We start from the raw sequence: 22,828 nt of genomic DNA, 5'->3' as shown, positions 1-22,828 counted from the left end.
TACCTCTGAGAATCGTTGTTAAAGGAAGAAGTCCAGGCGGAAATACACCGGCGTTTCGCGCTCTATCACGTCGGCCGGGCGTTCCAGGGAATGGGCGAAGGTCACCGAGGCCGCCACGTTGCGGCCGCGGGCGAACAGCTCCAGCGAGTTGCCCGAGAGGCGCCCGTGCTGTTCGCCGTTGTAGCGACCGTTGCTGATCACGCCCTGGTCATAGCCGATGGCCGCGCCGTATTCGCTGAAGGCCGGGCGCAGCCAGTCCAGGCCCATGGGCCGGGTCAGGCGCAGTTCGTTGCGCCAGTAGCCGCCGCTGTCGCCGGTCAGGTACTGGTCCTTGAAGCCGCGCACCGAAGACAGGCCGCCGAGGCTCATGCGCTGTGGGCTGTAGAGCACGTCTTCGCTGCGCTGGCCGGTGGCCAGGCTGGTGAAGGTCAGGCGCTCGCCCCACAGCTCGAAGGGGTACAGGTAGCTGAGCGTGCCGGTGTACTTGCGGTAGCGCGAGGTGGGTTGGCCGGGGCCGGGGTTGTGGTCGCCGCTGGCGTCCAGGGCGCCGATGCCCTGTTGCAGGCCCAGGTCGAGGTTGACGAACGAGCGGCCGATGCGCCGGCCATGGGTGATGCCGAACTGCGCTTCGGTGATGCGCGTGCTGCTTACCCCCAGCTTCTGGTCTTCGATGTAGTTGTTGGTGCGCAGGTGGCTCAGGCCCAGGTTCACCGAGGTCTTGCTCACTGCGTCGCGATGCACCACGCGCTCGGCGCGCAGCTGGTGGCTCTGGCTGTCGCCGGTCTGCTTGAAGGTAAAGCCGTCACCCTGGCCGGGGGCGCGGTAGTCGCTTTCGCTATAGAAGTAGCTGAAGTTCCACCAGCCCCAGGGCAGGTCGTAACCGAACACGAAGTTCTTCGAGGTCTTCTGGTGGTCGCTGAGGGCGTCGTGGCTGCCGCGCATGCGCAACTGGTCGGCCAGGCCCAGCGGGCTGTCCCACTCCAGGCCGGCATTCCATTGCTGTTCGCCGGTGCTGCGCTGGCCGTCGTTGCTACGCGACAGGCTGGCGCGCCAGGGCTTTTGCCGGGTGTCGTTGACCAGCACGTGACTGCCGCCCACCGACTGGCCCGGGGTCAGGCGGGTTTGCACCTGGCGCGAGGGCAGGCGGCCGAACTGGTCGACCATCTGTTCGATCTCGCGCAGGTTGAGAATCCTGCCGGGTTGGCCGGGGAAGGTCATTGCCAGTTCCCGCGCCGAGGGCTGGCCGTCGCCTTCGCCCTGCAGCGACTCCAGGCGGCCTTCGACCACCAGCACCTGCAGCACGCCCTTGGACAGGTCCTGCTGCGGCAGGTAGGCGCGGGTGGTCACCAGGCCCTTGTTCAGGTAGTGGTTGGTGATGGCCTTGAGCAGGTCATTGAGCTGCGCCACGCCCAGGCACTGGCCGACCCAGGGTTTGACCAGTTTCTGGCGCTCGGCCTTGCTCAGCGAGTCGGCACCCTGGAGTTCGATGCGCTGGATGTCGAAGCAGCGCTGCTCGCCGGGCGCGGCGGGGGCGGCGGGCTCGGCCTGGCGACCGGGCAGGTCCTTGAGTTCTTCCAGGCGGCGGCGCTGCTCTTCCAGCAGGCGGTCCTGGCGTTCGCGAATCAGGTCCTGTTCGCCGGGCGTGGGCACGCCCGCCGCCAGGGCGGGCAATTGGGGGGCGAGGCCAAACACCAGGGTGCACAAGGCCATCCAGGTCCGTTGAGAGACTGGCATAAGCGTTCCGTCGTTTTAATGCTGAGGCACTACTGGCAGGCCCCGCGGGGAGGGCGCACGGCCCTGGAATGGTGTCGATCGGTGTACGAGTGTTTCGCGATGTTTATCGACGGACAAACAGACACGCGGAAAGTCGGAAAATTCCCGTGATTAAACGATTATGTGATCCAATTCACCGATTTTCGGCGATGTCAAAATGACGTTACGCCAGGCTTTGCGGGTACGAACGGGGGACTTTGTCGGCCTCTTCGCGAGCAAGCTCCAACAGAAACCGCGCTGCGTTTAAGGGGGGTAGGTGTAGGAGCGAGCTTGCTCGCGATGGCGGCGGCATGCTCACAACAAATGGGTGACCTTGCCGGCCCTTTCGCGAGCAAGCTCGCTCCAACAAAAGCTGCAAATCGCTTAATGAAAAAGCCCCGCAGGGCCAGGCCGTGCGGGGCTTCGGTTGCGCGGGGCGCGGGGTTACAGGCCGGCGGCGGCGCGCAGGGCGGCGGCGCGGTCGGTCTTTTCCCAGGTGAAGGCGGTGAAGGTGTCGTCGCCGACAGTCATTTCGTACGGGTTGCGACCGAAGTGACCGTACGCGGCGGTGGCCTTGTACATCGGATGCAGCAGGTCGAGCATGGTGGTGATCGCGTAAGGACGCAGGTCGAAGTGCTCGCGTACCAGCTGGATGATCTTGTCGTCCGACAGCTTGCCGGTGCCGAAGGTGTTCAGCGAGATCGAAGTCGGCTGGGCCACGCCGATGGCGTAGGACACCTGGATTTCGCAACGGTCGGCCAGGCCGGCGGCGACGATGTTCTTGGCCACGTAGCGGCCGGCGTAGGCGGCGGAGCGGTCGACCTTGGACGGGTCCTTGCCGGAGAACGCACCGCCACCGTGGCGGGCCATGCCGCCGTAGCTGTCGACGATGATCTTGCGCCCGGTCAGGCCGCAGTCACCCACCGGGCCACCGATGATGAAGTTGCCGGTGGGGTTGATGTGGAACTGGGTGTCCTTGTGCAGCAGGTGCGCCGGGATGACGTGCTTGACGATCAGCTCCATCACGCCTTCGCGCAGGTCTTTATAGGAAACGTCCGGGTTGTGCTGGGTCGACAGCACGATGGCGTCCACGCCCACCACCTTGCCGTTCTCGTAGCGGCAGGTGACCTGCGACTTGGCGTCCGGGCGCAGCCAGGGCAGCAGGCCCGATTTGCGCGCTTCGGCCTGGCGCTGCACCAGCTGGTGGGAGAAGCTGATCGGCGCTGGCATCAGCACGTCGGTTTCGTTGCTGGCGTAGCCGAACATCAGGCCCTGGTCGCCGGCACCCTGGTCCTCAGGTTTGCTGCGGTCCACGCCCTGGGCGATGTCCACCGACTGCTTGCCGATGATGTTCATCACGCCGCAGGTGGCGCCGTCGAAGCCGACGTCGGAGCTGTTGTAGCCGATGTCGAGGATGACGTTACGCACGATGTCTTCCAGGTCGACCCAGGCGGAGGTGGTGACCTCACCGGCGATGATCGCCACACCGGTCTTGACCAGGGTTTCGCACGCGACACGGGCGAACTTGTCTTCGGCGATGATGGCGTCCAGCACCGCATCGGAGATCTGGTCGGCGATCTTGTCCGGATGTCCTTCGGAGACTGACTCGGAGGTAAAAATTGAGTATTCGCTCATGTCTACGGGTTTCCTGAATGTAACCGAGGGTGAGTGTCGCCAGACGGCCGCTGAAATTGGCGTACCTGGATCTGGAAACCATTGCGTAAGCCCACGTAGAGGCTCTGTTCGGGGACCAGCCCCGCAGCGACGGCCCAACGGGCCAGGTCATCCTGTTCGAAGCCCAGCCAGAGGTCGCCACAGGCCTCCCTGGCCCAGCTCTGGTCGTGGCTGCATAAATCTGTCACCAGCAGGCTGCCACCGGGGCGCAGGTGGGCGGCCAGTTGTCCAAGCGCATCGGCCGGGGCGGCGAAATGATGAAGCACCATGTTGAGAACGACGCAGTCGACCTGTTCTTCAGCGCCGCCCAGAGCATCGGCCAGGCGCAGTTCGACGTTGTCCAGGGCGTGGCGCTCGCACAGCTTGCGCGCCAGTTCGAGCATCGCCGGGCTGTTGTCGATGGCCGTCACCCGGGCGAAGCGCTGCGCCAGGTCGGGCAGGAAGGCGCCGTCGCCGGGGCCGACTTCCAGGGCGCTGGCGCCGGGTGCGAAGGGCAGTTTGTCGAGCAGCGCCAGCAGGCTTTCGCGGTACTGCGCCAGGCCGGCGATGAGGTCCTGCTGGGCGTTGAACTTCTCGGCCATGCGCGCGAAGAAGTCCTGGCTGACGGCGGCACGCTGGCGGTGGACGGCGTCGATACGCGCCTGCACCTCAACCGGCAGCGCCAGGGCGTCGGCCTCTTCGAGCAGCGCCGCATGCAGGCGGCCGCCGGTGATGCCGGTGTGGGGCAGGGCGCGGCGGTAGAAAATCGCGTTGCCTTCGCGCCGCGTGGCCACCAGGCCGGCCTGGGCCAGCACCTTGAGGTGGTGGCTCATGCCCGACTGGCCGATGGCGAAGATCTGCGCCAGCTCCAGCACCCCGAAGGAATCGTTGGCCAGCGCGCGCAGTACGTTCAGGCGCAGCGGGTCGCCCCCGGCCTTGCACAGGGCGGAGAGGTCGTCGCACGGCTCATGGCGGATTGCTGGCGCTGGTAGGTTCATGGGGCCGGAGTCTAGTCAGCGTTCCGGCCAGCCGCAAGAGCAATATCAAAAAGTTTTGATATTGCGGGGCGGGTGCCGGTAAACAGGCGTCGTGATGTCGTCAGGCTAGTGCATGACGCGTGCGCTGCCACGCCAATGTCGGACACCGAGCAGGAAAAAAGCCACCGGGCGGCTATCTTTCATTGCTCCCAGCCAGTGGCTGAGGGAAAATGGACGCCTTTTTCTGCTCCCAATTCTTTACTTCCCAGGAGATCAGCGATGCCTAGCCGTCGTGAGCGTGCCAATGCCATTCGTGCCCTGAGCATGGATGCCGTGCAAAAAGCCAACAGCGGCCACCCAGGTGCCCCCATGGGTATGGCGGATATCGCCGAAGTCCTTTGGCGCGATTACCTGAAGCACAACCCGGCCAACCCGGCCTTCGCCGACCGCGACCGCTTCGTGCTGTCCAACGGCCACGGTTCGATGCTCATCTATTCGCTGCTGCACCTGACCGGCTACGACCTGTCCATCGACGACCTGAAGAACTTCCGCCAGCTGCACAGCCGCACTCCGGGTCACCCGGAATTCGGCTACACCCCTGGCGTGGAAACCACCACCGGCCCGCTGGGCCAAGGCTTCGCCAATGCCGTGGGCTTCGCCATCGCCGAGAAAACCCTGGCGGCGCAGTTCAACCGTCCCGGCCATGAAATCGTCAACCACAACACCTACGTGTTCCTCGGTGACGGCTGCATGATGGAAGGCATCTCCCACGAAGCCGCTTCCCTGGCCGGCACCCTGGGCCTGGGCAAGCTCATTGCCTTCTACGACGACAACGGCATCTCCATCGACGGTGAAGTCGAAGGCTGGTTCACCGACGACACGCCGAAGCGTTTCGAGTCGTACAACTGGCAGGTGATCCGCAACGTCGACGGCCATGACGCCGAAGAGATCAAGACCGCCATCGAAACCGCGCGCAAGAGCGCCCAGCCGACCCTGATCTGCTGCAAGACCACCATCGGCTTCGGTTCGCCGAACAAGGCCGGCAAGGAAGAGTCCCACGGCGCGCCACTGGGTGCCGACGAGATCGCCCTTACCCGCGCCGCGCTGAAGTGGAACCACGGCCCGTTCGAAATCCCGGCCGACATCTACAAAGAGTGGAACGCCAAGGAGAAAGGCCTGGCCGCCGAGGCCGAGTGGGACCAGCGTTTCGCCGCCTATTCCGCTGCCTTCCCGGAGCTGGCCAACGAGTTCATCCGCCGCATGAGCGGCCAGCTGCCGGCCGACTTCGCCGAGAAGTCCGCTGCCTACGTGGCCGAAGTCAACGCCAAGGGCGAAACCATCGCCAGCCGCAAGGCCAGCCAGAACGCGCTGAGCGCCTTCGGTCCGATGCTGCCCGAGTTCCTCGGTGGTTCGGCCGACCTGGCCGGTTCCAACCTGACCATCTGGAAAGGCTGCAAGAGCATCACCGGCGAAGACGCCAACGGCAACTACCTGCACTACGGTGTGCGTGAGTTCGGCCAGGGCGCGATCATGAACGGCATCGCCCTGCACGGCGGTTTCGTGCCATACGGCGCGACCTTCCTGATCTTCATGGAATACGCCCGCAACGCCGTGCGCATGGCTTCCCTGATGAAGCAGCGCGTGATCCACGTGTTCACCCACGACTCCATCGGCCTGGGCGAAGACGGCCCGACCCACCAGCCGGTCGAGCAGCTGGCCAGCCTGCGCACCACGCCGAACCTGGACACCTGGCGCCCAGCCGATGCGGTGGAATCCGCCGTGGCCTGGAAGTACGCCATCGAGCGCGCCGACGGCCCTTCGGCCCTGGTGTTCTCGCGCCAGAACCTGCCGCACCAGAGCCGTGACGCCGAACAGCTGGCGAACATCGCCCGTGGTGGCTACGTGCTGCGCGACAGCGAAGGCGAGCCAGAGCTGATCCTGATCGCCACCGGTTCCGAAGTGGCGCTGGCCGTGCAGGCTTTCGAGGCCCTGACCGCCAAAGGCCGCAAGGTGCGTGTGGTGTCGATGCCGAGCACCAGCGTGTTCGACGCCCAGGACGCCGGCTACAAGCAGTCGGTACTGCCGCTGCAGGTCGGTGCGCGTATCGCCATCGAAGCCGCCCATGCCGACTACTGGTACAAGTACGTGGGCCTGGAAGGCCGCGTGATCGGCATGACCACCTTCGGTGAGTCGGCGCCGGCCGCCGCGCTGTTCGAAGAGTTCGGTTTCACCCTGGAGAACATCCTGGGCACCGCCGAAGAGCTGCTCGAAGACTGATCGTCCCGGCTGCTCATGAACATTGCTGGAGCGAGCGTGCTCGCGAAGCGTCTGTTGCAACCCGGCGAAGCTGTGGTTGCAGGCGGCCCTTTCGCGAGCACGCTCGCTCCAGCGGTTCTGTGTCATCGCTTCCTATCCTGTAGTGAGCCACCATGCCTCAACCCCGTGTCTACAAGGTTGTCCTGAACGGCTACGGCCGTATCGGCCGCTGTGTGCTGCGCGCCCTGTGCGAGCGCGGCGCTGGCGCGGGTTTCGAAGTGGTGGCCATCAATGACCTGGCCGACCTGGCCAGTCTCGAATACCTGACCCGCTTCGACTCCACCCATGGTCGCTTTCCCGGCCATGTGCGGGTCGAAGGGGAGTACCTGCACATCGATGCGCACCGCATCCGTGTGCTGCGCAGCCCTACGCCGGAAGGCATCGACTGGGCGGCGCTGGGGGCGGACCTGGTGCTGGAGTGTTCCGGGGTCTACAACACCCGTGCCGACGGCCAGCGCTTTCTGGATGCCGGTGCGCCGCCGGTGCTGTTCTCGCAGCCCATGGCCAGCGAGGCGGACGTCGACGCCACCATCGTCTACGGCATCAACCAGCACAGCCTGACCGGCCGCGAGCGCCTGCTGTCCAACGCCTCCTGCACCACCAACTGCAGCGTGCCGCTGCTGCGCCTGCTGGATGAGGCGCTGGGGCTCGACTACATCGCCATTACCACCATCCATTCGGCGATGAACGACCAGCCGGTGATCGACGCCTATCACCACGAAGACCTGCGCCGTACGCGCTCGGCGTTTCAGTCGATCATTCCGGTGTCTACCGGCCTGGCGCGCGGTATCGAACGCCTGCTTCCGGAACTTGCGGGCCGAATTCAGGCCAAAGCAGTCCGTGTGCCGACGGTCAACGTCTCGTGCCTGGACATCACCCTGCAGACCCGCCGGGATACCGATGCCGCCGAGATCAACCGTATTCTGCGCGAGGCTGCCAGCGGCGGCCCGCTCAAGGGGCTGCTGGCGTACACCGAGTTGCCGCACGCCAGCTGCGACTTCAATCATGACCCCCATTCGGCGATCGTCGATGCGAGTCAGACCCTGGTATCCGGCCCTCGGCTGGTCAACCTGCTGGCCTGGTTCGACAACGAATGGGGTTTTGCCAATCGAATGCTCGACGTCGCAGGTCATTTCCTGCGCGTAGCCGACCCACAACAGTAAAGACAGGAACGCCTCATGACCGTGTTGAAGATGACCGACCTTGACCTGCAAGGTAAGCGTGTACTGATCCGCGAAGACCTCAACGTGCCGATCAAGGATGGCGCGGTGAGCAGCGATGCACGCATTCTCGCCGCTCTGCCGACCATTCGTCAGGCACTGGAGAAAGGCGCGGCGGTCATGGTCTGTTCGCACCTGGGCCGTCCTGTGGAAGGCGAATTCTCTGCCGAAAACAGCCTCAAGCCGGTCGCCGAGTACCTGAGCAAGGCCCTGGGCCGCGACGTGCCGCTGGTCGCCGACTACCTGGACGGCGTGCAGGTGCAGGCCGGTGACGTGGTGCTGTTCGAGAACGTGCGCTTCAACAAGGGCGAGAAGAAGAACGCCGACGAGCTGGCGCAGAAATACGCCGCGCTGTGCGACGTGTTCGTGATGGACGCCTTCGGCACCGCGCACCGTGCCGAGGGTTCGACCCACGGCGTGGCCAAGTTCGCCAAGGTCGCTGCCGCCGGCCCGCTGCTGGCCGCCGAGCTGGACGCTCTGGGCAAGGCGCTGGGCGCTCCGGCCAAGCCGATGGCCGCCATCGTTGCCGGTTCCAAGGTGTCCACCAAGCTCGACGTGCTCAACAGCCTCAGCGGTATCTGCGACCAGCTGATCGTCGGTGGCGGCATCGCCAACACCTTCCTGGCCGCTGCCGGGCACAAGGTCGGCAAGTCGCTGTACGAGCCTGACCTGGTCGACACTGCCCGCGCCATCGCCGCCAAGGTCAGCGTGCCGCTGCCAGTGGACGTGGTCGTGGCCAAGGCATTCGCCGAAGACGCCGAAGCCACCGTGAAGCTGATCGCCGACGTGGCCGATGACGACATGATCCTCGACATCGGCCCGCAAACCGCCGAGCAGTTCGCCCAATTGCTGAAATCTTCCCGGACTATCCTGTGGAACGGCCCGGTGGGCGTGTTCGAATTCGACCAGTTCGGCGAAGGCACCAAGGTCCTGGCCAAGGCCATCGCCGAAAGCGACGCCTTCTCCATTGCCGGTGGTGGCGACACCCTGGCGGCGATCGACAAGTACGGTGTAGGCGCGCAGATTTCCTATATCTCCACCGGTGGCGGTGCGTTCCTGGAGTTCGTCGAAGGCAAGGTACTGCCCGCCGTCGAAGTGCTCGAGCAACGCGCCAAGGCGTAATGACGCGGTTTTGCTGAGGATATTGAGCATGGGCAGGGCGTTGCCGATGTTGCTGATGGCGGGGTTGCTGGCCGGTTGTGCCGGCAGTCCCGAGGCCGACGAGGCTCAGGACGAAAGCCAGGTCGCGCCGCTGCAGCTGAGCTGCTACCAGACGGCCTGGCAGGCCGAGACGGTGCAGGTCATCGACAAGCGTGGCGGGCAGGACTTCTGGGACCGCTATGACCCGACCGCGCAGGTCGGCAACGTGGCGTGCCGCTGACGGACGTTCGCACGACAGCGTGCAGCCTCTGAAGCAACATCCTCGCTGCGGGGCGGTCTTTAACAGGGTGGATCTTTCCAGAAAGGAGTTTCGCCATGAAGATCGTCACCGCGTTGCTGCTCAGTTGCATGATGCTTGCCGGTTGCAGCGGGTCCAAGGCCTGCCAGGTGTTCAGCCCGGCCTCGATGAACCTGCCCACCACCGAAAACAGTCAGCGGGTCGAAGCCCAGGCCACGGGCGAACCGGCTGACGATGGAAAACACGAACAGCACTGCCCTTGAGTGCGCACGCGCCGGGCAGTCCCAGGAGAGTTGATGAAAGGCGTGATTGCCCTCGCGGCGCTGGTGGTTCTGAGCGGATGCTCCGCGTTCAAGTCCAGCCAGCAGGCCGACCCCTGGACCCGCTGGGTCTGTGACAGCAAGGCCGAGGTGACCTGGCGCTATGCCGATGCTGCCCACAAGGCGGTGGACGTGCGCCTGAACCAGAGCGACCAGGTGTTCCACCTGCAAGCCGAGCCTGGCGCGACCGGTGAACTGTTCGGCAACGGCGTGCTGTCGTTCGCCAGAATGGGTAACGAGGGCCTGGTTTACTGGTCCGCCACCAACGACCTCATCGGCCGCGGCTGCAAGGCCCGTTAGGCTGAAGCGACTTTGATCCGACCACGCAGCCTCTTGTTGCGTATAACTTGAACAGCAGCCGCCACTCGGGCAGGCTTGCGCGATTAAACGACCCGACCGGGAGAGATACAGACAATGGCACTTATCAGCATGCGCCAGATGTTGGACCACGCCGCCGAATTCGGCTATGGCGTTCCAGCTTTCAACGTAAACAACCTGGAACAGATGCGCGCCATTATGGAAGCGGCCGACAAGACCGACTCCCCGGTGATCGTTCAGGCTTCGGCCGGTGCCCGCAAATACGCCGGCGCCCCGTTCCTGCGTCACCTGATCCTCGCTGCCATCGAAGAATTCCCGCACATCCCGGTGGTCATGCACCAGGACCACGGCACCAGCCCGGACATCTGCCAGCGCTCCATCCAGCTGGGCTTCAGCTCGGTGATGATGGACGGCTCGCTGGGTGAAGACGGCAAGACCCCGACCACCTACGAGTACAACGTCGACGTGACCCGCCGTGTGGTCGCTTTCGCCCACGCCTGCGGCGTGTCGGTCGAGGGTGAGCTGGGCGTGCTAGGCTCGCTGGAAACCGGCATGGCCGGTGAAGAAGACGGCGTCGGCGCCGAAGGCATCCTGGACCACAGCCAGATGCTGACCGACCCGGAAGAAGCCGCCGACTTCGTCAAGAAGACCAACGTGGACGCCCTGGCCATCGCCATCGGCACCAGCCACGGCGCCTACAAGTTCACCAAGCCACCTACCGGTGACATCCTGGCCATCGAGCAGATCAAGGCCATTCACAAGCGCATTCCGAACACCCACCTGGTGATGCACGGTTCGTCGTCCGTTCCGCAGGAATGGCTGAAGATCATCAACGAGTACGGTGGCGACATTAAAGAAACCTACGGCGTACCGGTCGAGGAAATCGTCGAAGGCATCAAGCACGGCGTGCGCAAGGTGAACATCGACACCGACCTGCGCCTGGCGTCCACCGGTGCCATCCGTGAGTTCATGGCCAAGAACCGCAGCGAGTTCGACCCGCGCAAATACCTGGCCAAGACCGTAGTCGCCATGCGCGACGTGTGCATCGCCCGCTACGAAGCCTTCGGCACCGCCGGCAACGCCTCGAAGATCAAACCGATCTCCCTGGATCGCATGTTCGAGCGCTACGCCAAAGGCGAGCTGGACGCGAAGATCAACTGAGCCCCGCGCCGTTGAACGAAAAACCCGCAGAAATGCGGGTTTTTTTATGGACGTTCGCGCGCGATTGCAGAAGCTTGCGCAAATTGTGGGAGCGAGCTTGCTCGCGAACGCTGCATCAGGTTTTCGACAGATGCTGTGGCCATGCCGGCCTCTTCGCGAGCAAGCTCGCTCCCACAAAGGCGCGAACGGCTCTACACCGGTCAAGGTCCTGTGCGCACCCGTTGGCGAGCTTGCTCGCGAAAGCTGCATCAGGTTATCGACAGATGCAGTGCCATGCCGGCCTCTTCGCGAGCAAGCTCGCTCCCACTGGGGGCGGCTCAGGCTTTTTTCAGCAAGGCGGCGCAGGCGGTCTTGAAGGCTTCGTGCTGGTATTTGTTGAGGCTGTCGGGCAGGGCGATGTCGTGTTTCTTGCACTGCGCGTTGACGGTCTGCGGCGACAGCAGCGCCACTTCGCAGTCGGCCAGCAGCTGAAACACGGTCTCGATCTTGAACGTGGTCGGCCCGCCGGCGAATTCGCCTTTCTTGCTGCGTTTCTTGATGGCCACGTGGCTGATGCCGTTTTCACGTACGAAGGCCGCGACCCGGCTGGCGAAGGCCTTGACGTTGGCGGCCTCGTCGTCGTCATCCAGCGCCAGCTTGCGAACCGCCAGCGGCAGGTGGCCGACCTCGTGGTTCTGCCGGGTGGCCAGTGCGAAGATCGCTTCGCTGCCCTTTATTTCTACGCCGCAAATGATCATGAAGCTCCCTGGGTGCTTACGCTGTACAAGGACACAGGGTATCTCATCGGGCGGATTATTCCTGGGCAATCGACTCCAGGTATTCGCTGCGCTCGTCGCTCATGCGGGCGATGCAGTCGTTCTCGCTGATCTTGTAGGCCTTGCTGCCCGCTGCCGAGGGGAAGACTTCCACGGCGCAGTCGGCGTCACGCAGCTTTTCCCAGGCTAGCTGGGCGGTCTTGAGCTTGTTGGTGAAGTCGTTGTACTGGGTCTTGTTGGCGACGAACTGCGACTGCACCCGGTTGAGCAGGTTCTGGAAGTTTTCCTTGAGCAGCGTTTCGGCGGTCTGGCGGCTGTAGACGGAGCATTCCAGGGTCTGGTTGTCGCTGTCGACGCCGTCGCAGGGCGAAGTGTCGGTGTCTTGCGCGGCGTAGGCGTTGCCGGCCATGGCGGCCATCAGGGCCAGTCCCAGGAAGTAGGTTTTCATCGATTCGCTCCGAGCCATTTGATGCCCGAATTCTGGCTCAAGCGCATGACAAAGAACAGGTTTGCCGTGCGGCCCGGCATACGCCGTGGTGTGCTTTGTCGCGCCTTGACGCTTTCGGCAATTCCCCTGTCGTTTTTGCATCCGGCTCCCCCGGGCCTCCGGCATATGCTGGCCCCATCGACGCCGACAGCCGTTTCGGCGCGCCAGTACCGTTGCCCTGAACCTGACAAAGAGAACCGCCCGATGAGCCCAGCAGAACTTCACGCCGACAGCATCGTCATCGACGGTCTGATCATCGCCAAGTGGAACCGCGAACTGTTTGAAGACATGCGCAAGGGCGGGCTGACCATGGCCAACTGCACCGTGTCGGTGTGGGAAGGCTTCCAGGGTACGGTCAACAGCATCGCTTCGAGCATGAAACTGATGCGCGAGAACAGCGACCTGGTGATGCCGATCAACACCACCGCCGACATCTACAAGGCCAAGGAGCTGGGCAAGACCGGCATCCTGTTCGGTTTCCAGAACGCCCATGCCTACGAAGACCAGATCGGCTACGTGGAAGTCTTCAAGAAGCTCGGCGTGGGCATCGTGCAGATGTGCTACAACACCCAGAACCTGGTGGGCACCGGCTGCTACGAGCGCGATGGTGGCCTGTCGGGCTTCGGCCGCGAGATCGTCGCCGAGATGAACCGCGTGGGCGTGATGTGCGACCTGTCCCACGTCGGCTCCAAGACCAGCGAGGAGGTCATCCTCGAATCCAAGAAGCCGGTCTGCTACTCCCACTGCCTGCCTTCGGGGCTCAAGGAGCACCCGCGCAACAAGTCCGATGAAGAACTGAAGTTCATCGCCGACCACGGCGGCTTCGTCGGCGTGACCATGTTCGCGCCGTTCCTGGCCAAGGGCATCGACTCGACCATCGACGACTACGCCGAGGCCATCGAGTACACCATGAACATCGTCGGCGAAGACGCCATCGGCATCGGCACCGACTTCACCCAGGGCCATGGCCAGGAGTTCTTCGAATACCTGACCCACGACAAGGGCTACGCCCGGCGCCTGACCAACTTCGGCAAGATCATCAACCCGCTGGGTATCCGTACCGTGGGCGAGTTCCCGAACCTGACCGAGACGCTGCTCAAGCGCGGCCATTCCGAGCGCGTGGTGCGCAAGATCATGGGGGAGAACTGGGTACGCGTGCTCAAGGACGTCTGGGGCGAGTGATCGGCCCGGAGGCTGCTGCGCACGCCGATAGCGGCGTCAGGTCCTCGCGCCAAGCTCGCCGTGCCTCGGCACTGTCTCGCTTGTCGCTGCGGTCCTTCCTTGCTCTCGACGCGCTCGCAACGCCCCGGACTCGATCCCTTTACTGAGTCACCAAAGCAAAGCCAAGGCTTTGTTCACATACAAAAAATTTTCTGGAGTTAAGTTTCCATGGCCAAGATCGCCCCGCAATTGCCTATCGAAGTCGACAGCGAAACCGGTATCTGGACGTCTGACGCCCTGCCGATGCTGTACGTACCGCGGCATTTCTTCGTCAACAACCACATGGGTATCGAAGAAGTGCTGGGCGCCGAGGCCTATGCCGAGATTCTCTACAAGGCCGGCTACAAGTCCGCCTGGCACTGGTGCGAGAAGGAAGCCGAGTGCCATGGCCTGGAAGGCGTGGCGGTGTTCGAGCACTACATGAAGCGCCTGTCGCAGCGTGGCTGGGGCCTGTTCAAGATCCAGGACATCGACCTGGACAAAGGCACCGCCAGCGTCAAGCTCGAACACTCGGCATTCGTCTACGTGTACGGCAAGTGCGGCCGCAAGGTCGACTACATGTTCACCGGCTGGTTCGCCGGCGCCATGGACCAGATCCTCGCCGCGCGCGGCAGTTCGATTCGCACCGTTGCAGAACAGGTCTACGGGGGCTCCGAAGAGGGCCACGACGATGGTCTGTTCGTCGTCAAACCACTTTAACCGAGCCGCTGGATAGCCCAGCAGGCGCAGCCCAGGCAAGCGTCGTGACGCACAGAAGACCGGGCACGCCCTGCCAGCACAGGCCTTGAGGAGTTTTTGGAAATGGCTTTTGAAGCGATGTTCCAGCCGATCCAGATCGGCAAACTGACCATCCGTAACCGGGTGCTCAGCACCGCGCATGCCGAGGTGTACGCCACCGACGGCGGCATGACCACCGAACGCTACGTGAAGTACTACGAAGAGAAAGCCAAGGGCGGTATCGGCCTGGCGATCTGCGGCGGTTCTTCCGTGGTGGCCATCGACAGCCCGCAGGGCTGGTGGAAGTCGGTGAACCTGTCGACCGACCGGATCATCCCGCATTTCCAGAACCTCGCCGACGCCATGCACAAGCACGGCGCCAAGATCATGATCCAGATTACCCACATGGGCCGTCGCTCGCGCTGGGACGGCGAACACTGGCCGACCCTGATGTCGCCGTCGGGTATCCGTGAGCCTGTGCACCGCGCCACCTGCAAGACCATCGAGCCCGAAGAAATCTGGCGCATCATCGGCAACTACGCCCAGGCTGCACGCCGGGCCAAGGAAGGCGGCCTGGACGGCGTCGAGCTGTCGGCCGTGCACCAGCACATGATCGACCAGTTCTGGAGCCCGCGGGTCAACAAGCGTACCGACGAATGGGGCGGCAGCTTCGAGAACCGCATGCGCTTCGGCCTGGAAGTGCTCAAGGCCGTACGTGCCGAGGTCGGCCCGGATTTCTGTGTGGGCATGCGCATCTGTGGGGACGAGTTCCACCCCGATGGCCTGTCCCATGAAGACATGAAGCAGATCGCCAAGTACTACGACGACACCGGCATGATCGACTTCATCGGTGTGGTCGGCTCGGGTTGCGACACGCACAACACCCTGGCCAACGTGATCCCCAACATGAGCTACCCGCCAGAGCCGTTCCTGCACCTGGCGGCCGGCATCAAGGAAGTGGTCAAGGCACCGGTGCTGCACGCGCAGAACATCAAGGACCCGAACCAGGCCACGCGCATCCTCGAAGGCGGCTACGTCGACATGGTCGGCATGACCCGTGCGCACATGGCCGACCCGCACCTGATCGCCAAGATCAAGATGGGCCAGATCGACCAGATCAAGCAGTGCGTCGGTGCCAACTACTGCATCGACCGCCAGTACCAGGGCCTGGACGTGCTATGCATCCAGAACGCCGCGACCTCCCGTGAATACATGGGCGTGCCGCACATCATCGAGAAGTCCACCGGGCCCAAGCGCAAGGTGGTGATCGTCGGTGCCGGTCCGGCGGGCATGGAAGCGGCGCGGGTGTCGGCCGAACGTGGCCACGACGTGACCCTGTTCGAGAAGAAAGACGCCATCGGCGGGCAGATCACCACGGCCTCCAAGGCGCCGCAGCGTGACCAGATCGCCGGTATCACCCGCTGGTATCAGCTGGAGCTGGCGCGCCTGAAGGTCGACCTGCGCCTGGGCACGGCCGCTGACGCCGCGACCATCATGGACCTGCGTCCGGACATCGTCGTCCTGGCGGTGGGCGGCCATCCGTTCCTGGAGCAGAACGAGCACTGGGGCGCGGCAGAAGGCCTGGTGGTCAGCAGCTGGGACGTGCTGGACGGCAAGGTGGCACCGGGCAAGAACGTGCTGGTGTACGACACCATCTGCGAATTCACCGGTATGTCGGTGGCCGACTTCCTGGCCGACAAGGGCTGCCAGGTGGAAATCGTCACCGACGACATCAAGCCGGGCGTGGCCATGGGCGGCACCACCTTCCCGACCTACTACCGCAGCCTGTACCCGAAAGAGGTCATCATGACCGGGGACATGATGCTGGAGAAGGTCTACCGCGAAGGCGACAAGCTCATCGCCGTGCTGGAGAACGAGTACACCGGCGCCAAGGAAGAGCGAGTGGTCGACCAGGTGGTGGTGGAGAACGGCGTGCGGCCTGACGAAGCCATCTACTACGCGCTGAAGGAAGGGTCGCGCAACAAGGGCCAGATCGACATCGAAGCCCTGTACGCCATCCAGCCGCAGCCGATGCTCAGCCAGCCGGGCGACGGCTACCTGCTGTACCGGATCGGCGACTGTGTGGCGCAGCGCAACACCCACGCCGCCATCTACGACGGCCTGCGCCTCTGCAAGGACTTCTAAGAACAGCTGCAAGCCGCAAGCGGCAAGCCACAAGATCACAGCAGAACTGCGTCGCTGCTCATTCTTGCAGCTTGTAGCTTGCAGCTTGCACCTCGCCAGAGGTGACTCTGATGTTAAGCACCATTCTTCCCATTCTGCTGTTCGCCGCCCTGGGCCTTGCGGTCCTCGGCGCGCTGCGGCGCATCCGCTTGTGGCGCAACGGCCGGGCGTCGAAAGTCGACCTGCTGGGCGGCCTGTTCGCCATGCCCAAGCGCTACATGGTCGACCTGCACCATGTGGTAGCCCGCGACAAGTACATCGCCAACACCCACGTGGCCACCGCCGGTGGTGCCGTGGCGTCGATCGTGCTGGCGATCCTGGTGCACGGTTTCGGCCTGCACAACAAAGTGCTCGGCTACGCGTTGCTGCTGATGACCGCGGTGATGTTCGTCGGTGCGATCTTCGTTTACCGTCGCCGTCTCAACCCGCCCGCGCGCCTGTCCAAAGGCCCGTGGATGCGCCTGCCCAAGAGCCTGCTGGCGTTCTCGGCGAGCTTCTTCCTGGTCACCCTGCCAGTGGCTGGCATCCTGCCGGAGAACTTCGGTGGCTGGCTGCTGGCCGGCATCCTGTCGCTCGGTGTGCTGTGGGGCGTCAGCGAGCTGTTCTTCGGCATGACCTGGGGCGGGCCGATGAAGCACGCCTTCGCCGGTGCCCTGCACCTGGCCTGGCACCGCCGCGCCGAGCGTTTCGGTGGTGGTCGCTCCACCGGCCTCAAGCCGCTGGACCTGGAAGATCCCCAGGCACCGCTGGGGGTGGAAAAGCCCAAGGATTTCACCTGGAACCAGCTGCTGGGCTTCGACGCCTGCGTGCAGTGCGGCAAGTGCGAGGCCATGTGCCCGGCGTTCGCTGCCGGCCAGCCGCTGAACCCCAAGAAGTTGATTCAGGACATGGTCGTCGGCCTGGCCGGCGGCAGCGACGCGCAGTTCGCCGGCAGCCCGTACCCCGGCAAGCCGATCGGTGAGCACAGCGGCAACCCGCACCAGCCGATCGTCAACGGCCTGGTGGATGCCGAGACCCTGTGGTCGTGCACCACCTGCCGCGCCTGCGTCGAGGAATGCCCGATGATGATCGAGCACGTCGACGCCATCGTCGACATGCGCCGCCACCTGACCCTGGAGAAGGGCGCCACCCCGAACAAGGGTGCCGAGGTGCTCGACAACCTCATTGCCACCGACAACCCTGGCGGCTTCAACCCTGGTGGCCGTCTGAACTGGGCTGCCGACCTGAACCTCAGCCTGTTCAGCGAGAAGAAATCCGCCGACGTGCTGTTCTGGGTCGGTGACGGTGCCTTCGACATGCGCAACCAGCGCACCCTGCGCGCCTTCGTCAAGGTGCTCAAGGCGGCCGGCGTGGACTTCGCCGTGCTCGGCCTGGAAGAGCGCGACAGCGGCGACGTGGCACGGCGCCTGGGCGACGAAGCGACCTTCCAGAGCCTGGCCAAACGCAACATCCAGACCCTGTCGCGCTACCGCTTTGCACGCATCGTGACTTGCGACCCGCACAGCTTCCACGTGCTGAAGAACGAATACGGCGCCTTCGGGGGCGAGTACCAGGTGCAGCACCACAGCACCTTCATCGCCGAACTGGTGCAGGCCGGTGCGCTGAACCTTGGCCAGCACAAGGGTGGCAGCGTGACCTATCACGACCCGTGCTACCTGGGCCGCTACAACGGCGAATACGAGGCACCACGCGAAGTGCTGCGTGCCCTGGGTATCGAAATCAAGGAAATGCAGCGCTCGGGCTTCCGTTCCCGTTGCTGCGGCGGTGGCGGCGGTGCGCCGATCACCGACATCCCTGGCAAGCAGCGGATTCCGGACATGCGCATGGAAGACATCCGCGAGACCGGTGCCGAGCTGGTGGCCGTGGGTTGTCCACAATGCACGGCAATGCTCGAAGGCGTGGTCGAACCCCGCCCGGCCATCAAGGACATCGCCGAGCTGGTCGCCGAAGCGCTGCTCGAAGACGCGGCCGCCCCGGCGCGACCAGCGGCCCAGGCCAAACGTGAAGCTGCGGAGGTGCACTGATGAGCGACATTATTCGCCGCGACCCGCGGGCCGAGTGGATCGCCCGTAACCGCCTGCACCCGCTGCATGCCGCCATGCAGCCGGCCCAGGAGCGTTGGATGGGCCCTAACGGGCTGATCCGCAAGAAGGTCCACGGCATCGGTTTCATCGGCCCCAACGGTATCAAGCGTATCGACCGCAGTGGCGCCCAGCAGGGTGGCTCGGCACGCCGGGTGGCGGCCGTCGAGGCCCAGTTGCCGCTGCATCAGGTTTCCCAGCCGGCGTTCTACATCGCCGTGGCACCCGACATGGTCGGCGGCCGTTTGGGCAGCCACGACCGCGATCTGCTCGGCCTGGCCCGGCAACTCGCCGGCCAGGACGGCGCGGTGCTGGCCGTGGTGTTCGGCGAGCACAAGGAAAGCGCGTTCGATAGCGCAGGCGTGGACCGCCTGCTGGTCATCGAAGGCGAAGCGTTCGAAGGCTATTCGCCCGAGCAGCGCGTACAGGGCCTGCGGGCTGTGGATAACCAGTTCGGCCCGCGCCACTGGCTGCTGCCCGACAGCCGCACCGGTGGTGGCGAACTGGGTCGGCGCTTCGCCGCCAGCCTGGGCGAGCGCCCGGCCACGCGGGTCTGGCAGGTCAAGGACGGCCAGTGCATCGGCCGCGCCGGTGCCGGCCAGCAGGACCTGGTGCAGCCGTTGGCGCGCCTGATCCTGGCCGCCGCCGAGTGTGCCGACCCGGTCAGTGAAACCCGTCACGAAGCCCTGCCCGTGGAGTTGTCCACAGGCGTGGCACGCAGCCTGGCGCGCATCGAGGACCTCGGCCCGGTGGCCGTCGACCCGGCGGCGATTCCCATGGCCGAGTCGGAGTTCATCTTCTCCGGTGGCAACGGCGTCAAGGACTGGGACCTGTTCCACAAGACCGCGGCGGCACTGGGCGCCACCGAGGGGGCTTCGCGGGTGGCTGTGGATAACGGCTTCATGGCCCGTGATCGCCAGGTCGGCGCCACCGGTACCTGGGTCACCGCGCGGGTTTACGTGGCGGTGGGCATTTCCGGGGCGATCCAGCACCTGCAGGGCATCGGTGCCTGTGACAAGGTGGTGGCGATCAACATGGACCCCGGCTGCGACATGATCAAACGGGCCGATCTTTCGGTGATCGGCGACAGTTCCGAGCTGTTCGAGGCGCTGATTGCCGCCGTGGACGCCTGGCGCAACGGAGGTAAACGCGATGCGGCCTGAAGCAGCGGCAAGCCAGTCTTCTTCACTGCAGGTCATGAGCCTGGTGTCGGTAGGCGCACACCCCACCTCGGGCCGTGCCCGCCGCGCCGAACAGGACGCCCGGGCGGTAGAGCTGGGTCTGCGTCTGGCAGGGAACAACCTGCAACTGCTGCACGCCGGCAACCCCGAGGAGCCGGCGCTGCGCGCCTACCTGGGCATGGGCCTGGACGAGATGCAGATTCTCGAACAGCCGGCCGGGGCGGACGCACTGCCAGTGCTGAGCGAGTACATTCGCGACAGCCAGGTGCAACTGGTGCTCACCGGCACCCAGGCGGAAACCGGCGAAGGTTCGGGCATGCTGCCGTTCCTGCTGGCCGAGCGCCTGGGCTGGCCACTGGTGGTGGGCCTGGCCGAGGTCGAGTCGCTGGACAACGGCGTGGCCACCGTCCTGCAGGCCCTGCCACGTGGCCAGCGGCGCCGCCTCAAGGTGCGCCTGCCGCTGCTCGCCACTGTGGATAACGCCGGTCCCACGCCGCGCCAGACCGCCTTTGGCCCGGCGCGCCGGGGTGTACTGGGGGTTGATCAGGTCGAGGTGGTCAGTGACCCGCTGCTCGACGGCGATACCCTGCAACCGGCCAAGCCACGGCCCAAGCGTCTCAAGGTGATCAAGGCCAAGAGCGGTGCCGACCGCATGAAGGCCGCCACCGCCAAGGCCAGCGGCGGCGGTGGCAAGGTGCTCAAGGGCGTCAGCGCCCAGGAAGGCGCCGAGGCGATTCTCAAGCTTCTGGTGGAGGAGGGGGTCATTCGCTGACCCCGCTTCCATCGTCCCCCGTTCGCGGCCAGAGCCGTTCTTGCACAGGACCGGAGATCCAGGTGCAGGAAAGGCTCTGGCCGCGACTTTTTACCCCTCTGCGCGCCCGCAGGCGCATCTTCCGGGTCTGGGAGCGGCTTTAGCCGCGAAAGCGCTAGGAAATCCATTGCATCTGCTGTGAGCATGCGGTCGCTTCGCGGCTGAAGCCGCTCCTACCCGGCCTAACTGAGCCGTATTGCTACTTATCCCCAGCTCGCGCCACACAAGCATGCCTACGGCCTGACAACCAAGCCTGCTCACCCTGGATATGCACACCTCGATGCAGTGTTACGCACATTCTCTGTGCGCCTTGCTGTGGATAAGATGTTTGCGCTTGGCTGTACCCCACGTAAATAAAGGCTTTCAGGCCGTTGTTCAGATATTGACCAGTCCGCTAGGCGAATACACACGGCCTGCACATGTGGATAACGTACGCTGCTGCGCAGGCTGTTGTTAACAAAGTCTGTTGGTCGCTCTGTGGACAAGATGTTCGCTCTGTTCTGCAAGCCACGTATTACGTGGCCTGCAGGCAGTTGATCAGTATTTGATCGATCAGGAGCTAGGGATAGCGCCGGACGGTGATATCGCCAGTTTTCGGGGCGTGCAGAGGCTTTTCCACAAGGCGCTTGGCGAATGTTCACAGTTGCCCCCAAAGTCTGTTGGCGTCTTTGTGGACAAGTTGTTCGCCAACTGCTGTGGCCCTCGTTCCATAAGGCTTTGCTGGGATTGGTCAAAAAACATACAGGGTGCGGCGCGGGTGCATGCAACGTGCGTAAGCCCTTGTGCAGCAAGGCTGAAGTCGGGTTTTCCACCATTACTGTGGGCTGTGCTGTGGATAACGTGTTCGTGGAGTGCACAGGGCGCCACAGGGCTTGGGCTCGCAGTGGTCTGGTCGTTTTTCGCTCAATAAAAAAGCCCGCCCCTTAGGCGGGGCGGGCTTTTCAGTCAGGCAGCGTCTCAGTTGCTCTGAATCTGCACTTCTCTGAGGTAGGGCGCAGGTTCTGCGCCAAGGTTGGCCAGCATGCGTGCGCTGTACCAGTCGATGAAGTTGACCACGCCGAACTCGTAGGTCTTGGAGTACGGGCCTGGCTGGTAGGCGGTGGAGTTGATGCCGCGCTGGTTCTCTTCGGCCAGGCGACGGTCCTGGTCGTTGGTGGCGTCCCAGACTTCGCGCAGGCGCGCGACGTCGTAGTCCACGCCTTCCACGGCGTCCTTGTGCACCAGCCACTTGGTGGTGACCATGGTTTCCTGGGCGCTGATCGGCCACACGGTGAACACGATCAGGTGGTCGCCCATGGCGTGGTTCCAGGAGTGCGGCAGGTGCAGGATGCGCATCGAGCCCAGGTCAGGGTTCTGGATGCGGCCCATCAGCTTGCTGCAGCCCTGCTTGCCGTCCATGGTCATGGACACGGTGCCCTTGAGCAGCGGCATGCGCACGATGCGGTTGCGCAGGCCGAAACCGGCGTGCAGGTAAGGGATCTTCTCGGCTTCCCACTTGGCGGCGGATTCGGCCACGTGGTCCTTGAATTCCTGGGTGGCACGCGGGTCGTGGGTGTCATCCCATTCCAGCAGGGTATTGAGCAGCTCGGGGTGCGAACCGCTGCAGTGGTAGCACTCGCGGTTGTTTTCCAGCACCAGCTTCCAGTTGGCCTTTTCCATCAAGGTGGTCTGCACCGCCACCTTGGTGTTCTCCATGTCGTAGGGTTCCATGTAGTGGTGCAGGGTCGCCAGGAACTCGTCGATGGCCGGCGGGTTCTCCGCCAGGCTGATGAAGATGTAGCCGCCAGCGGTCTTCACGTTGATCGGCTTGAGGTTGAACTTCTTCATGTCGAAGTCTTCGCCCATCTCGGTGCCAGCGTACAGCAGGCGGCCGTCCAGCTCGTAGGTCCACTGGTGGTAAGGGCAGACCAGCTTGGCCACCTTGCCTTTCTCGCCGGTGCACAGGCGCGAACCGCGGTGACGGCATACGTTGTGGAAGGCATTGATGGTATTGTCCGCGCCGCGCACCACCAGTACCGGGTTGTTGCCGATCTGCAGGGTCAGGTAGTTGCCCTTCTTGGGGATCTCGCAGGTCATGCCGGCAATCAGCCATTCCTTCTGGAAGATCTCCTGCATGTCGATCTGGAACAGCCGCTCGTCGTTGTAGAAAGGCTGCGGCAGCGAGTACGTGCGCTCGCGGGTCTGCAGCATTTCGGCAGTGGCCTTGCGTGCTGCTTCAAGTGGGTCGCCCAGGCTGATGTTTGCAGTGACGTCCATCGTTAGGTTCCTCATGACC

19 protein-coding genes are annotated in these 22,828 nt (G+C 64.1%); 13 read left to right on the top strand and 6 right to left on the bottom strand.

The features are described 5' to 3' along the window. Positions 1 to 18: 18 nt before the first annotated feature. The 3 genes from RRX38_RS14210 to RRX38_RS14200 all read right to left on the bottom strand — a co-directional run bounded on the left by RRX38_RS14210 (position 19) and on the right by RRX38_RS14200 (position 4,403). Entirely contained in the window at positions 19 to 1,710 is a 1,692-nt protein-coding gene (locus RRX38_RS14210) for a ShlB/FhaC/HecB family hemolysin secretion/activation protein (RefSeq protein WP_315962681.1), read from the bottom strand. Between the two features lie 486 nt (positions 1,711 to 2,196). Next, entirely contained in the window at positions 2,197 to 3,387 is a 1,191-nt protein-coding gene (gene metK / locus RRX38_RS14205; RefSeq protein WP_315959656.1) for a methionine adenosyltransferase, read from the bottom strand. A 2-nt stretch (positions 3,388 to 3,389) separates the two neighbouring features. Beyond that, the gene (locus RRX38_RS14200) at positions 3,390 to 4,403 is read right to left on the bottom strand and encodes a metalloregulator ArsR/SmtB family transcription factor (RefSeq protein WP_315959655.1); all 1,014 of its coding nucleotides are present in this window, start codon (positions 4,401 to 4,403) and stop codon (positions 3,390 to 3,392) included. A gap of 258 nt (positions 4,404 to 4,661) precedes the next feature. Between RRX38_RS14200 and tkt the strand changes: the two genes are divergently transcribed. From tkt to fba, 7 genes are all read left to right on the top strand, one after another. Next, positions 4,662 to 6,659 (top strand): transketolase, encoded by a 1,998-nt coding sequence (gene tkt / locus RRX38_RS14195; RefSeq protein WP_315959654.1) that lies wholly within the window; start codon positions 4,662 to 4,664, stop codon positions 6,657 to 6,659. Positions 6,660 to 6,811: 152 nt separating this feature from the next. Further along, on the top strand, positions 6,812 to 7,861 hold the full coding sequence (gene epd, locus RRX38_RS14190) for an erythrose-4-phosphate dehydrogenase (protein ID WP_315959653.1): 1,050 nt from the start codon (positions 6,812 to 6,814) through the stop codon (positions 7,859 to 7,861). A 15-nt stretch (positions 7,862 to 7,876) separates the two neighbouring features. Then, the gene (locus tag RRX38_RS14185) at positions 7,877 to 9,040 is read left to right on the top strand and encodes a phosphoglycerate kinase (RefSeq protein ID WP_315959652.1); all 1,164 of its coding nucleotides are present in this window, start codon (positions 7,877 to 7,879) and stop codon (positions 9,038 to 9,040) included. Positions 9,041 to 9,068: 28 nt separating this feature from the next. Further along, positions 9,069 to 9,299 (top strand): hypothetical protein, encoded by a 231-nt coding sequence (locus tag RRX38_RS14180; RefSeq protein WP_315959651.1) that lies wholly within the window; start codon positions 9,069 to 9,071, stop codon positions 9,297 to 9,299. A 95-nt stretch (positions 9,300 to 9,394) separates the two neighbouring features. Further along, positions 9,395 to 9,580 carry a hypothetical protein gene (locus tag RRX38_RS14175; protein WP_315959650.1) on the top strand — a complete coding sequence of 62 codons (186 nt, stop codon included), beginning with the start codon at positions 9,395 to 9,397 and terminating at the stop codon, positions 9,578 to 9,580. A gap of 33 nt (positions 9,581 to 9,613) precedes the next feature. Continuing rightward, positions 9,614 to 9,937 (top strand): MliC family protein, encoded by a 324-nt coding sequence (locus RRX38_RS14170; protein ID WP_315959649.1) that lies wholly within the window; start codon positions 9,614 to 9,616, stop codon positions 9,935 to 9,937. Between the two features lie 114 nt (positions 9,938 to 10,051). Next, positions 10,052 to 11,116, top strand: a complete 1,065-nt coding sequence (fba, locus tag RRX38_RS14165; protein ID WP_315959648.1) for a class II fructose-bisphosphate aldolase — start codon at positions 10,052 to 10,054, stop codon at positions 11,114 to 11,116. A 317-nt stretch (positions 11,117 to 11,433) separates the two neighbouring features. On the opposite strand, the gene RRX38_RS14160 is transcribed toward fba, so the two are convergent. Then, on the bottom strand, positions 11,434 to 11,853 hold the full coding sequence (locus RRX38_RS14160) for a DUF3010 family protein (RefSeq protein WP_315959647.1): 420 nt from the start codon (positions 11,851 to 11,853) through the stop codon (positions 11,434 to 11,436). A 55-nt stretch (positions 11,854 to 11,908) separates the two neighbouring features. Then, positions 11,909 to 12,319 (bottom strand): lysozyme inhibitor LprI family protein, encoded by a 411-nt coding sequence (locus RRX38_RS14155; protein WP_315959646.1) that lies wholly within the window; start codon positions 12,317 to 12,319, stop codon positions 11,909 to 11,911. A gap of 243 nt (positions 12,320 to 12,562) precedes the next feature. Here RRX38_RS14155 and RRX38_RS14150 point away from each other — a divergent pair, with 243 nt between their 5' ends. The 6 genes from RRX38_RS14150 (at position 12,563) to RRX38_RS14125 (ending at position 20,514) form a co-directional block, all read left to right on the top strand. Next, positions 12,563 to 13,540: a dipeptidase gene (locus RRX38_RS14150; RefSeq protein WP_315959645.1), complete on the top strand. Its 978-nt coding sequence runs from the start codon at positions 12,563 to 12,565 to the stop codon at positions 13,538 to 13,540. 207 nt (positions 13,541 to 13,747) lie between these two features. After that, positions 13,748 to 14,278, top strand: coding sequence for a DUF5943 domain-containing protein (locus RRX38_RS14145; RefSeq protein WP_315959644.1), 531 nt, complete (start codon positions 13,748 to 13,750; stop codon positions 14,276 to 14,278). 102 nt (positions 14,279 to 14,380) lie between these two features. After that, a complete protein-coding gene (gene dgcA / locus RRX38_RS14140; RefSeq protein WP_315959643.1) occupies positions 14,381 to 16,441 on the top strand; it encodes a dimethylglycine demethylation protein DgcA in 2,061 nt (686 codons plus the stop codon). Positions 16,442 to 16,551: 110 nt separating this feature from the next. After that, positions 16,552 to 18,504, top strand: coding sequence for a dimethylglycine demethylation protein DgcB (dgcB, locus tag RRX38_RS14135; protein WP_315959642.1), 1,953 nt, complete (start codon positions 16,552 to 16,554; stop codon positions 18,502 to 18,504). Beyond that, positions 18,504 to 19,724: an electron transfer flavoprotein subunit alpha/FixB family protein gene (locus RRX38_RS14130; RefSeq protein WP_315959641.1), complete on the top strand. Its 1,221-nt coding sequence runs from the start codon at positions 18,504 to 18,506 to the stop codon at positions 19,722 to 19,724. The genes dgcB and RRX38_RS14130 overlap by 1 nt, the downstream gene beginning before the upstream one ends. Positions 19,725 to 19,758: 34 nt before the next feature. Continuing rightward, positions 19,759 to 20,514 carry an electron transfer flavoprotein subunit beta gene (locus RRX38_RS14125; protein WP_410524908.1) on the top strand — a complete coding sequence of 252 codons (756 nt, stop codon included), beginning with the start codon at positions 19,759 to 19,761 and terminating at the stop codon, positions 20,512 to 20,514. 996 nt (positions 20,515 to 21,510) lie between these two features. Here the strand turns inward: RRX38_RS14125 and gbcA are convergent. Further along, positions 21,511 to 22,809 (bottom strand): glycine-betaine demethylase subunit GbcA, encoded by a 1,299-nt coding sequence (gene gbcA, locus RRX38_RS14120; protein ID WP_315959640.1) that lies wholly within the window; start codon positions 22,807 to 22,809, stop codon positions 21,511 to 21,513. Positions 22,810 to 22,828 lie beyond the last annotated feature (19 nt).

The sequence above is a fragment of the Pseudomonas sp. DTU_2021_1001937_2_SI_NGA_ILE_001 genome (assembly GCF_032463525.1).
Classification (GTDB): domain Bacteria; phylum Pseudomonadota; class Gammaproteobacteria; order Pseudomonadales; family Pseudomonadaceae; genus Aquipseudomonas.
Note: the sequence above shows the minus strand (reverse complement) of the source record. Positions and strands in the feature narration are given on the sequence as shown.